Origin of the sequence: Haladaptatus sp. DYF46, from assembly GCF_021083305.1 — an archaeon.
GTDB lineage: Archaea > Halobacteriota > Halobacteria > Halobacteriales > Haladaptataceae > Haladaptatus.
Genome location: NZ_JAJFAY010000004.1, coordinates 83201 through 95602 on the forward strand (window position 1 = coordinate 83201; position 12402 = coordinate 95602).

A 12402-nucleotide genomic window follows, 5' to 3' on the forward strand; every position below is an offset into this window, starting at 1 on the left:
GACGAATAACACGGCGTTGGGCTCTTCGAGTATGGAGCCGTGAATAAAACAGAAAGCACGGTCAATATAATTTACCCTACAAGAAGAGGACAAAGTTATATATTGGTCACAAACGAGACCTGTAGTGTAGAATGGAAGGTCGCCCGATACGGGTTCTCCATGTCGAAGACAACAAGTTCTTCGGAACGGTCGCATCGGAAGTCCTCCAACAGGAACTTTCCAATGCGAGCGTTCACACGGAGACCGTCCCAACGGACGCTCTTACCCGTCTCGAACAGGAACGGTTCGATTGCGTCGTTAGTGACTACGAGATGCCGGGAATGGACGGCCTCGAACTTCTCGATGCGGTGCGAAAGACGGCGCCGAAGATGCCCTATATACTCATGACGGGCGGCGGAAGCGAGAGGACCGCGAGTAAAGCGATCTCCGCCGGCGTCACCGACTACCTCAAGAAGGGAACCGGGAAACGGCAGTTCGTCGCCCTCGCAAACCGAATCGAAAACGCCGTTTCCCACCGGCGCGCGGAGGAAACCGTCCAGCGACAGATGGCCATCAACGAACTCATCTGGGGAATAAGCCAATCGCTCCACGAGGCGTCGACGCGGGAGGAAATAGCCGAATCCGTGTGTAAACGTCTCGCCGCATCCGAATCGTATCGGTTCGTCTGGATAGGAAAGACCGAGGACGATGGAACGGTTATTCCCCGTGTTTCCGCGGGAGTCGAGGAGGGCTATCTCGAAGATGTGTTTCGCGATGATCCGGGAGGACGGCAGTACACACCGCTTTTGGGCGCGCTCGAAAGCAAGCGAATACAGGTGATTCAAAACATCGGAAGCGATTCGACGGACCAAAAATGGCAACGAAAGGCGCTCGAACGTGGCTATCGCTCGAGAGCAACGATTCCGCTTCAGTACGAAAACACCTCGTATGGTATGTTGAACCTTTACTCCGGGCACCCACACGCGTTCAACGAGACCGAACGCCACGTTCTCTCGAAGTTCGGAAACAGTATCGCGTACGCCATCAACTCCGTTCGGACGCGACAGGAGTTACTCCGTCGTGAACAACGCCTCCAAGTGTTCAATCGAATCCTCCGTCACAACCTCCGAAACGACCTCAACGTGGTTCTCGGTCACGCGGATAATCTGATGGAGGGGGTTCCGGAAGCAGCACAAAGCGCACGGATAATCAAACGAAAGGCAACCGAACTGATAGACGTAAGTGAAAAAGCACGTGAGGTCGGACGGACGCTCGACAAACCGAGCAGAGCGCGCGCGGCCATCGAAATTACGGGGCTCATACAGCGGACGTGTTCGGACCTGCGGGAAACGTATCCCATGGCGGACCTCTCGGCGGACCTCCCCGAGAGCGTGTGGGTATACGGGGACAAAACGCTCGATACGGTGATCAACGAGATCGTCGAAAACGCCATCAAACACAACGATCGGGGGATGCCGAGAGTGACGCTTTCGGTATCGACCATCGAGGCGAACGAAAGCCGGTGGGTCAAAATCGTCGTTACGGACGATGGGCCGGGAATTCCGGAGGGGGAACGAGAGGTGCTTATCGAAGGAAGGGAAACCGCTCTTCAGCACGGAAGCGGACTCGGGCTATGGTTGACGAACTGGATCGTCGGCAAGTTCGGCGGAGAACTTCGTTTCGGAACCAACCAGCCCCGAGGAAGCATCGTGACGATTCGACTCAAGGAAGCGAATCCCTCGATCGATTAGCTGACGAGAGGGACAGTTTTCCCGGCCGAGGTCCGGTTTTCGGCGGGTCGTCCCCCCGACAATCCCCGTTACGGTCAGTCATGGCCGTTTCAGTCGATGACCGCGTTTCAGTTCGATTGCTTGTCTTTTGTTCACTGTCTAAACCAACCAGCAATAAGTATATAAATGAGAAATAAAATGATAGAAACGAAATGAGTACAGAACTATCAGATACTATGGATCGATTCCGACGGCCGGAGTACACCGGTGAGAACCGCTGCACTCCGTGTACGATAGTGAACGTCAGCATCGCCGTCGTTGCCAGTACGGTACTGACCTTCCTGGCGATACCGCTCGGAGTCGCGTTCTTCGTGTTCAGTCTGGTCGCGATTTATCTCCGTGGATATCTCGTTCCCGGCACACCGAGGTTCACGAAAACATATCTCCCCGACTGGTTGCTTCGCAAGTTCGACAAGCACGAACCGCAGACCGCAGAGCCGAAAGCCACGGATCACGAACCCGAAGCCGTTCTCGCCGCAGCAAACGTCGTTGGACCCTGCGAAGAGATGGACGACCTCTGTCTCAACGAGGAGTTCCGAGCGGTATGGCACGAGAACATGGAGCGTGTCATGGAAGAAGGGGCTGAAAAGCGGGACTTGAGCCGAATTCTCGGCGCGGACGAGTCGGAGTTGGAGTTCGAGGAACACGATTCCGCCTTCATCGCCACAATCGACGGACGTCGGCTTGGACAGTGGGAGTCGCGTCCATCGCTAATCGCGGATCTCGCCGCCGCCCGAGAGTTGAGCGACAGATACCACCAGTGGGACCGGCTATCCATCGACAACCAGAGCCGCATCCTCAGCGGCCTCCGCATCTTCCTCGATACGTGTCCGGAATGTGGCGCGGATATCACGATAGAACAGGAAACGGTCGAATCCTGCTGTCGGTCGATAGAGGTCGTCGCGGCCACCTGTGAAGGGTGTGATGCGCGTATCCTCGAAGTCGAACAAATGGAGTAAGACGAATTACCCGTTCACCGTCCGTGTGACGTTCGAAGGTTGATTTCCATCGAACCCGTATCGAACACCACACCGCCATTTCCGTTGTTTTCGCGCCGCGAAACGTTCATTTTGACCGTTCGATTTCGGGGATGAGTTTCGAGGAATAACGGCAGAGAGCGCACGAAAAGGCAGCCAACCGGTGTTTGTTTTCATTGACTGTATTGTTGACTCCTCTCTTTCCGCTGTCTTCGTATCCGAGTGACGACGAGTGGGTTTCGAACAACGTATAAGTCACCCCGTGATTTCCGTTGTTTCCATCGTTTGGGTGGATTTCGCCACGACCCCACCGTTTCCGTTGTTTTCGTGCAGGTAATTTCGGTGATGGTGCGATGGAGACGCGATCACTGCCGAAACGGATAGTGTCGGAACTCGTCCACTCTCGATGGGGTCTCCGTCGGACGATGCCCGCTCCTCGGTTCACGAATATCGAGTTACCATCGGGGACAGCCGCCCGAGAGGGGAGAACGGGATTCAGTTCACTATTCCGTGGAGATAGTCGGACTCGATATGGAGAAGTCATTGTCGGGAAGACGCTGTCGGGAAATCATTGTGAGAAAGTCGCCATGAGAGAGTCGACCGGGAAATAATATACAGTATTTGACTCAAGCATCATGGCACGAGGTACATCGATAGAGAAGAGTAATTGATCGACAGACACGATGGTTGACGTACGCGGTGCTTGACGTACACGGTTCTACATACCCCACGATTTCCGCTGTTGGACGGACGAGGGTAAACGGCCCGGGTGAACGAAGTTAGATAGACGAAGTTCGGCGGACGGAACCCGAGATGTCCGACTGTGAAAGATATGGGTAAGGGTGGACACCCACCCCATGGTTTCCGCTGTTTTGGTGGGAAAGGGTGGGGGTGGGGTGGGCGGGAGTGAAGGGGCGGGTGGGGACGGGAGTAAAGGGACAGGTGGGGCGGGAATACTTGAAGGTGAACTCGGAGTAGGAAACTCGTGTTCAGGAAACGAGTTACCAGCCGAGGAGAACAGCGGAAATGGAGGGGTTCCGATGTGGGATAAAACGCACTGAAACGGTCTAAATCGGAGATATAGGCGTGGAATTGACGATTTGGTATGAAGACATGATACTCCGGGAAAACCGAAGTTACCCACGCGATTAGCGTCAAGACTGTGACGGAATCGAGAATGGATAGGCGAGTGATTGAATGAACAACCGGACGAAAGTGAGAATCAAAAAACGGAATCAAAACAACTAGATTCTAGTTTAACCACTTTACTGACTAAGTATTAGTACACATTACGGGTATTGTTGGATAAGCTCTGCCATAAAGCTATCGGTCGCCTAGATGCCTTTTCACCCCCCACCACCATCCTTCCCTAAAGACTCCGGAAATAGTGGGGTGGGTGTGTGTTTATAAAGGGCGTCAATCTCTCTGTAGTCTCCGTTCCGAGAACCGACCGTATTCAACGCCTACTACGACTCTCAACCGTCTTTACCCCACGGTCACTTCTCGCCGCTCCCTCCACAACCCCACTATTTCCGCTGTTTATCGAGCGATCGTTTCGGTTTGTCTGTCTCTCGGACGGTCGTCTCCGTTTCGAATTCGTTACCCTCATCGGCTTCCCATCGACTTCCCATCGATTTCTCGTCACCTCTTCGCAATCTCTCCGTCACTCTCGTCACTCCCGTCACTCTCGTCACCTTCCGCTACTTTCCAGTAACTCTCCGTCACTCTCGTCACCTTCCGCTACTTTCCAGTAACTCTCCGTCACTCTCGTCACCTTCCGCTACTTTCCAGTAACTCTCCGTCACCCTCCGTCACCCTCCGTCACCCTCCGTCACTTTCCATCGACTTTACGCCAGGTTCACGTCCACTTCTCACCGCTTTCCGTCGCCTCCTTTTCGCCTGAACATCGGAAACGGTGCACCGTCACAAACTCCGATACTACTTAAAACGTTCGGAACAAAAGAAACAACGGACGGTCCAGTTTTATATGCTCGACTGTGAATACGTTGTATAATGACCTCGTTCAGTTTCGACCGGGATAATTCCCTTTACAAGAACCGCGACGCTCTCTTGGAGGAGTATACGCCGAACAATTTGGTCGGTCGGGACGACGAACTCGAGGAGTACCACGCTGCACTCCAACCGATCATCAACGGTGAAGCACCATCGAACATCTTTCTGTACGGGAAAAGCGGAGTCGGAAAAACCGCCGCGACCCGATTTCTCCTGAACCAACTCCAAGAGGACGCCGCCCGGTACGACGATATCTCCCTTTCCGTCGTCGAGATCAACTGCGACGGCCTGAACTCGAGCTATCAGGTCGCGGTTCGCCTCGTCAACACGCTCCGTGACCCCGCGGATCAGATCAGCAACACGGGCTACCCGCAAGCGCAAGTGTACAGCTTTCTCTGGGACGAACTCGACCACCTCAACGGCACCATCATCATCGTTCTGGACGAGGTGGACCACATCAACGACAACTCCATCCTCTACCAAATCCCTCGCGCGCGAAGCAACGGCTACCTCGAACACGCCAAAATCGGCCTCATCGGCATCAGTAACGACCTCTCGTTTCGTGATTCCCTCTCGGCGAAAGTGCGTTCCTCGCTCTGTGAAAAGGAGGTCTCGTTCCCGCCGTACGACGCGACGGAACTCCAGAAGGTGCTTGCTCAGCGTGAACAGGTCGCGTTTCACGAGAACGCCCTCGCGGAGGACGTCGTCCCGCTCTGTGCGGCGTACGGCGCACAGGACGCTGGTGACGCACGACAAGCGTTGGACCTGCTTCTCGAAGCAGGGGACCTCGCGCGTAAGGACGCCGAAGGCCAGGTCGTCGACCATCACGTCCAAGAGGCGCGCCGGAAACTCGAACGCGACCGAATCATGGAGGGCGTCGCGGACCTCACCCAGCACGCACGTCTCATCCTCTACGCGCTCACCTCGCTGGAAGCGGAGGACAATTCGCCCGCCCGCTCGCGGGACATTCGACCACGGTACGAACAGCTGTGCAATCACATCGGCACCGAGGCGCTCACGAGCCGGCGAATGCGCGACCATCTCGCCGACCTCGCGATGCTCGGCGTCATCTCCTCGACCGAGAAAAACGAGGGGATGTCCGGCGGGAAGTACCGCGAACACGCGCTCAAGCAGGACCTCCACCTCGTGGTGAGCGCCCTCGAAGAGACCATCGAACTCGCCGGTGTTCACGAAAGCATCCGCCCGTACTACCAGTCACTCCTCGACGAACGAACGGACGGGTAACGGACGACGGAGAGGACGGATATCGGGAAATCAGACGGTCGGGAAATCAGACGGCCGGGAAACCGTACACCCGAGTGGTTGATGGTCCTTCGGTATCAACGTCTCTAACCCCACTATTTCCGTTGTTACACTCTCATTTCAACGGTCGAATTAACGCCACAATTTCCGTTGTTTTCCCGATAGGGCGGCTTCATCCCCGTCTTCCCCTGGTCACACCTCTATTTCCGCTGTTTTTCGATTTTCGTCCGGCTTCTACGCCTTTCCGCGCTGGCTCTCGTGAGTTACTCCACGCAGATTATATCGGTTCACCCGACACCGATCCCCACGATTCACTCCACTCCGACTCCCTCGATTCACTCCACTCCGATACTGATTCCTCCGCGTCCGGGTGTTTTCGGACGTTCACCCAGTACGACGGTTTCCGTCAACCGTCGCCCGTCTCTGATGAGTTCGACTTCGATCCGCTCTCCCGGCCGCGTCTCGATGAGGAGGTGTCGCATCAACTCCTCGTGTGAGCGCACTGCAGTTCCGTCCAGACCGACGATAACGTCACCGCCGACGGGAACGTCGCGCCCGCGAAGCGTTCGAACCGATTCACATCCCACGAGCGCACCGCTCGCCGGGCCGAGGCGGACGTCCACGACGAGAACGCCGCGAGTTTCGGCCAACTCGTTCGCCTCGGCGACGAGCGGCGAGACGTCCACCGTCGATATCTTGAGGAACGGATGACGGTAGTAGCCGGTTTCTATCAGGTGTGGCACGACCCGCGAGACGATGGCTCCCGAGATGGCGAATCCGATACCATCACCCTGTCGAGCCCGGTTGACGCCGACGACTTCCCCGTCCAGGGTCACGAGCGGACCGCCGCTGTTGCCGGGGTTGATGGCGGCGTCCGTCTGGACCGTATCGGGGATGGCGAAGCCGTTTCCGGTGGGAAGCGAGCGGTTCGTTCCGCTGACGATTCCCCTCGTTATCGTCCCGTCGAGTCCCATCGGATTCCCGAGCGCGACGACCCGTTGGCCCGGTTCGGGCGCGTCCTCCGCGACGGGAAGCGGCGTGGCGTACGCCGGAAGGTCGGCCACTTCCACGACGGCGAGATCCGTTCCCTCGTCGCGTCCGACGACGCGTCCGGTTCTCCAATCGCCATCGCTGAATCGTAGTTCCACCTCCTCGGCCGTACCGACGACGTGTCCGTTCGTCACGACGTATCCGTTTTCCACCCGTGCTGGGCTTATCGCCTCACCCTCACTCGTCGCCCCGGTTCCGCTCCTCGTCTCGCCTCCACTCATCGTCTCGCCTTCGTTCACCGCTTCGTTTCCGTCGTGGCCGTATATGAACCCGGACCCCGCACCGACCCTCGTCGGCCCGTTCGCGTCGCGTGGCGTGACGTACACCGACACGACTGACGGAATCGTTTCGCTGTACAACTGCTCGTATGTCAACTGTTCTCCCGTTGACTGTTCGTTCGTTTCGTGCTCGTTCATGCATTGCTTCGACCATCGGACTTCCCCGACTATCGGCTTCGCGGTCGGTGAACCGAGTTCCAATCCCGAACAACACGAACCACGAATCGTGGAGGGCGACGGACCGATGGCCGAATTCACGTTAGGTTAGTGCTGAACACGGTTAAGTGTGTCACTCTTTGTCAATCGGTGCGCACCGTTGACGACTTCGAATCGATACCTTTCACGACCCGTCCACGAGCACGCCGAGGTGGTCGTGAATCGCATCGATTGCCGGGTCGAGCAGTTTCGGTTGAACGTTCTCGTACTCGACGCCGGGGTCCCACTCCTCCGCGGTCAACAAATCGCCGATGTCGAACACGGCGGCCGCGTCCACGCCGCGGTACTCCGCGACGGCGAACAGGGCCGCCGCTTCCATCTCCACGCTGACGACGCCGTTCGACGCGTACTGTTCGATCTCGTCCACCGTTTCGCGGTAGAACGCGCTGGTCGTCCACGTCGTTCCACGATGTGCCGTCACCTCGCTGTCGTCGAACCGTGCTTCGAGGCGGTCGGTGAGTTCCGGCGAGGGTTCCGCATTCGCTTCCGGCGGGAGGTAGTGATACGAGACGCCTTCGTCCCGAATCGCTCGGTCCGCGATGACCGCGTCGGTCGGTTCTATCGAGCGCTGGAGCGTCCCACACCCGCCGACGATGCAGAGGACTTCGGCACCCGCCGCGATGAGGTTCTCGGCGACGGTACCCGTCGCTGGCGCACCGATACTGAATCCGCCCACCACACCGACATGCTCGTCGACGGGATGAACCTCGAAATCCCTCACGAGCGGTATCGGATTGTCCGCTCGCTCCGCGAGCGCGTCGAAGTGGTCACGCCGTTTACCGGCCTCCTCGTCGGCGTTCTCGAAAATCCCGTCGTCTATCCCGGAAACCCGCTGTGCCATCTCGCGGAGGTCGACCCGACCGTTCGTCGCTCCATCGAGTTGTCGGCGTAGGCCGTTCGAACCTCGCATGAACGGAACCATATCGCCATATTCAGTTTATACACGCAAAACGGTCGAAAATTGTTCCCTCAGTTCGTCGCTACCAGAATGAACGTTTCCGGGCGCTCATTCCCGAACTCCACTTCGAATCCCGCCGCAGTGAGTAATTCGCGTGCCTTTGCCGCGTCGTATCGCTCGTCGACAGGCGGTCCGTCTTGGTCACGACCGTTCGCGCTCCAATCGGCGACGACCAATCGGCCTCCCGGTCGAAGCACGCGTGCCACCTCCGCGAGCGCATTCGCTCCCGCGAACTCGTGGAACGTCATCGTCGAAAACGCGGCATCGAGTTCGTCGTCCTCGAACGGCAGGTCGTCTATCGTCGCCGTAACGAGCGCGACGTTCTCCGGGACGCCCTTCTCCCGATAGTGGTCGTGCATCTCCTCCTGCATGTCGACCGCGTACACGGAAACGCCCATTTCGTCGCCGAACGAGGCCACATCGTCGGTGTAAAATCCCGTCCCGCTCCCGAGGTCAGCGACGGTTTCGCCGTCGGCCAGGTCCAGTTCCGCTACCAATTCGTCGCGGGAGACGTACCGATACCGTCCCGAATCTTCGAGCTTTTCCGCCTTCTCGGGGTCGAACGTGTGAAAACCCATCTCGTACTCCTATCGTCAGCGCCAGAATAAAGAACTCCGTTTAGGCGAACCGTTCGACGAGGTTCGTCAGCGTCGCCTCGTCCTGCATCCCGACCAACCGCTTTACGGGTTCACCGTCGACGTACAACTGCAACGTCGGTACGCCGCGCACGCCATGTCGCTGTGCGAGCGGTTGGTGTTGGTCGATGTTCACCTTAGCGACCACGGCGTCGGTTTGTGCCGCTACGGTTTCGAGCACCGGTTCGAGCATCTTGCACGGTCCGCACCAATCCGCGTAGAAATCGACCAGCACGATTCCGCCCACCTCCGTCAGCTCCCGGAAATGCGGTTCGCTCTCGACGTGAACCGGCTGTTCGGCGGTCGTTCCGCCCGTCTCCGATTCGCCGTTCACCAACGCTTCGCGCTTCCGTTCCCGTATTTCGCTGAGTTCGTCCGTCATTCACCCCAGCGTAGGGACCGCTCCGATTTAATGGTTTTGTAGTATTTGTACAATTCAGATGTCACAGATACCCCGTTTCGTACCCATACCTCTCCGGAAACCATCCGGAGCTGTTTGATGGAAATATGTCTATCAATGTATTCACAAATCTCCCTGGAAATCTTTCCAGCTGTATATTCATAATTCTCTCCGGTAAACTATCGAGATATCCGCAAGCAAGAAGCGACTTTTACCGGCGACCGTAGCCCCACTCTTCCATCACGCGGCGGACGTCGTCCGCGTTCTCCAACCCCGCTCGGATGAGTGCTTCGCGCACGTCAAGCGCCATCACCTTGTCGCCATCGAAGGTCTGACCCAGTTCGCGTTCCAGTTCGTCGATTTCCGTCGCCGTTTGGTCTTGCACGTACACCGGAACGGCGTCCCGGTCGGCTTTCACGGTCCGGCGCGCGAAGATGAACGGGAGCGGGTCGGAACTCGTACTCGTCTCGGGTTCCGATTCGGTCGGCGTCGATTCGCTGCTCCTCGACTCGGTCGCGACGGCCTCGGCGCTCGAAGCCGTATCCGCGGGTGATTCGGCGTATGTGCCGACATCATCGCTGTAATCGTCGTCCGTCGCGCCATACCTGTCGTCCTTGGTCATGCCTCGACCTCCACCGCGTCGACCGTCCCCTGCTGGACGATTCGCGCCAGTTGCTCGAAGTTCGCGAGCAGGTCCTCCTCGTACTCGCGAAGGTCGCGCGTATCCCCGCTCTCCGCGAACTCGAACAGGTTCATCTGGTTTTTCCACGCTTCCTTCAGCACGTCACGTTTTCGAACGCCGAAGGGCGTCACCGGTTTCCCGTCCGTTTCAAGTTCCTCGCGCGTGTCGCGGTAGATGTTCGAGTCGCCGACCTCGTTCGGCACGACGGCGAGGATTCCCAGTTTGAAGCTGTCGTCGAACTTCTTGAACCCGCGCTCCATGCTGTCGAGGGTGTCTTCCAACCCTTCGATGGAGATGCTTCCCTTTCGAGTGAGTTCGATGGGAATGAGGACGTTTCGCGCCGCGACGAGCGCGTTGTCCACGAGCACGTTCAGCGTCGCCGGCGGATCGATGATGAAGTAATCGTACTCCGATGCGACGGATTTGAGCGCGGACCTGAGTTGGAACTCCCGAAGCGAAGTGTTCCGTGCGGCCATCTCGCTCTCGATGTTCGCGAGCCCTTCGTGAGACGGCACGAGGTCGAAATCCTCCGTTTCGACGATGAGCGACCGGATATCCTTTTCGTCGTCCAGCAGAACGTGCCCGAGGTGGTCGCGGTCGCCGGTTTTCAACTCCTGGTAGCCGACGTGGTCGGTCAGACTTCCCAGTTGGGGGTCCAAGTCGATAACGAGAACCCGCTCGTCCTGTCGGCCCAGCGCGGCGGAAACGTTCGTCGCCATGGTCGTCTTGCCGACCCCGCCGGACTCGCTCCACAGTGTGATGGCCCGTTTCATACAATCGGTCGATATACGCTGGCTCCTCATAAATTCTCGTCAGACAACTGGGCGAAACTATGCGGATAGCTATACAGATAGCTAACTCTCTGGATATATTTCCAGATATCTAATCGGTTTTCTACGAAGAAACCTGCATGGCGGCAGCGGAGCTATGTGGTTTCACACCCGGGTTTTCGCAAAACGCGGCGCTCGGTCTCGTTCTGATTGGGTTTCTGTGTATGTCTCTCTATAGCTATCTGTCTATATATCTCTCCGGGAATCTGTCTGTACATCTCCACCTCCTTCCGATACGCTCGTCGGAAATCTATTCGGATATCTGGATGGCTCTCTGGCAAGATTTCTACAAATATGTCTAACGGGGCTCCCTCGATGGTCGTTACAGTTCGACTTCCCGTCCGGCTTTCGTCTCCTCCGCTCGTTCGAACACGAACTCGCTCGCGGCGGCGTCGAGTACGGCCGACCCGACGCTTTCGACGACGACGATTTCCGAGTCGGAGTCCCGGCCGGCCGCTCCGTCCAACACGTCGCCCAGCGGAACGAAGTCGTCTGCTTCGAGGTCGGTCGCCCGTACGTCCCCGGTTTCGGCGACTTCTCCCGGTACGTCGGCGACCGTTTTATCCGCGCGGGAGAACGTCTCCCGGTCGAGTTCGCGCATCTCCTCGTTGTAGGCACCGACCGCGATGACCAGCGTTCCGGGGCGGAGTGCCTCGCCGGAAAAGACGGGAGTAGTCGCGGTCGTCGCGGTGACGACGACCGTCGCATCCGCCACCGCGTCATCCGCCGATTCGACCGGTGTGGTCGGCACGCCGAATTCCGATTCGAGTTCGTCTGCACATTCGCGCTTGGAATCGCTGGGGGAATAGACCCGAATCGATTCGACGTCCGTCGCGGTCACGATACAGCGGGCTTGCCAGCGGGCTTGCGTCCCCGCTCCGATGACGGCGAGTTTCACCGGGGACGACGAGGCGAGTTCGGCGGCCGCAACTCCACCGATACAGCCCGTTCGAGCGTTCGTGATTCTCGTTCCGGCGAGGAGGGCGGCGGGGAGTCCCGTCTCGGCGTCGGTCAGCGCGATTTGGGCATTGACCGTCGGAAGCCCGCGGTCTTCGTTTCCTCCGTGGACCCCGACTAATTTCGTGGCGTAGTGGGGTTCGCCGTGGATGTAGGCGGGCATGACGAGGCCGGTTCCGAGCGGCGCGTCGCCGTCGATCCCCGCACCGACCGGAAAGTGGGGGCGGTCGGGTCGTTCGACGTCACCGCGTTCCTGTTTGACGAACGCGTCGCGGACGACGGGAAGCAGGGCGTCGATTTCGAGGAGCGAGTCCACGTCATCGTCAGAGAGTATTCGGACCATGGTGGGCATTGGCCGCGAACATGCTTATTTC

General features: G+C 58.1%; 10 protein-coding genes and 1 pseudogene. 4 read left to right on the forward strand and 7 right to left on the reverse strand.

Features of this window, described 5'->3' with window-relative positions; all coding sequences use genetic code 11:
* Positions 1-131: 131 nt before the first annotated feature.
* From LJF34_RS18450 to LJF34_RS18460, 3 genes are all read left to right on the forward strand, one after another.
* A complete protein-coding gene (locus LJF34_RS18450; protein ID WP_231186784.1) occupies positions 132-1730 on the forward strand; it encodes a response regulator in 1599 nt (532 codons plus the stop codon).
* A 275-nt stretch (positions 1731-2005) separates the two neighbouring features.
* Positions 2006-2728 carry a hypothetical protein gene (locus tag LJF34_RS18455; RefSeq protein ID WP_231186785.1) on the forward strand — a complete coding sequence of 241 codons (723 nt, stop codon included), beginning with the start codon at positions 2006-2008 and terminating at the stop codon, positions 2726-2728.
* Between the two features lie 2031 nt (positions 2729-4759).
* Positions 4760-6004: an orc1/cdc6 family replication initiation protein gene (locus LJF34_RS18460; protein WP_231186786.1), complete on the forward strand. Its 1245-nt coding sequence runs from the start codon at positions 4760-4762 to the stop codon at positions 6002-6004.
* A 353-nt stretch (positions 6005-6357) separates the two neighbouring features.
* On the opposite strand, the gene LJF34_RS18465 is transcribed toward LJF34_RS18460, so the two are convergent.
* The gene (locus tag LJF34_RS18465) at positions 6358-7488 is read right to left on the reverse strand and encodes a trypsin-like peptidase domain-containing protein (protein WP_231186787.1); all 1131 of its coding nucleotides are present in this window, start codon (positions 7486-7488) and stop codon (positions 6358-6360) included.
* Positions 7489-7690: 202 nt separating this feature from the next.
* Positions 7691-8287 (reverse strand): nucleoside phosphorylase, encoded by a 597-nt coding sequence (locus tag LJF34_RS18470; protein ID WP_231186788.1) that lies wholly within the window; start codon positions 8285-8287, stop codon positions 7691-7693.
* Positions 8288-8338: 51 nt separating this feature from the next.
* Between LJF34_RS18470 and LJF34_RS18475 the strand changes: the two are divergent.
* Positions 8339-8458, forward strand: a pseudogene (locus LJF34_RS18475) (deacylase); the annotation flags it as partial.
* A gap of 77 nt (positions 8459-8535) precedes the next feature.
* Here the strand turns inward: LJF34_RS18475 and LJF34_RS18480 are convergent.
* The 5 genes from LJF34_RS18480 to LJF34_RS18500 form a co-directional block, all read right to left on the reverse strand.
* Positions 8536-9102, reverse strand: a complete 567-nt coding sequence (locus tag LJF34_RS18480; protein ID WP_231186789.1) for a methyltransferase domain-containing protein — start codon at positions 9100-9102, stop codon at positions 8536-8538.
* Between the two features lie 40 nt (positions 9103-9142).
* The gene (gene trxA, locus LJF34_RS18485; protein ID WP_231186790.1) at positions 9143-9541 is read right to left on the reverse strand and encodes a thioredoxin; all 399 of its coding nucleotides are present in this window, start codon (positions 9539-9541) and stop codon (positions 9143-9145) included.
* Positions 9542-9770: 229 nt separating this feature from the next.
* The gene (locus LJF34_RS18490; protein WP_231186791.1) at positions 9771-10181 is read right to left on the reverse strand and encodes a hypothetical protein; all 411 of its coding nucleotides are present in this window, start codon (positions 10179-10181) and stop codon (positions 9771-9773) included.
* Positions 10178-11014, reverse strand: coding sequence for a ParA family protein (locus LJF34_RS18495; protein ID WP_231186792.1), 837 nt, complete (start codon positions 11012-11014; stop codon positions 10178-10180). Before LJF34_RS18495 ends, LJF34_RS18490 begins: the two co-directional genes overlap by 4 nt.
* A 379-nt stretch (positions 11015-11393) precedes the next feature.
* A complete protein-coding gene (locus tag LJF34_RS18500; RefSeq protein ID WP_231186793.1) occupies positions 11394-12371 on the reverse strand; it encodes an ornithine cyclodeaminase family protein in 978 nt (325 codons plus the stop codon).
* Positions 12372-12402 lie beyond the last annotated feature (31 nt).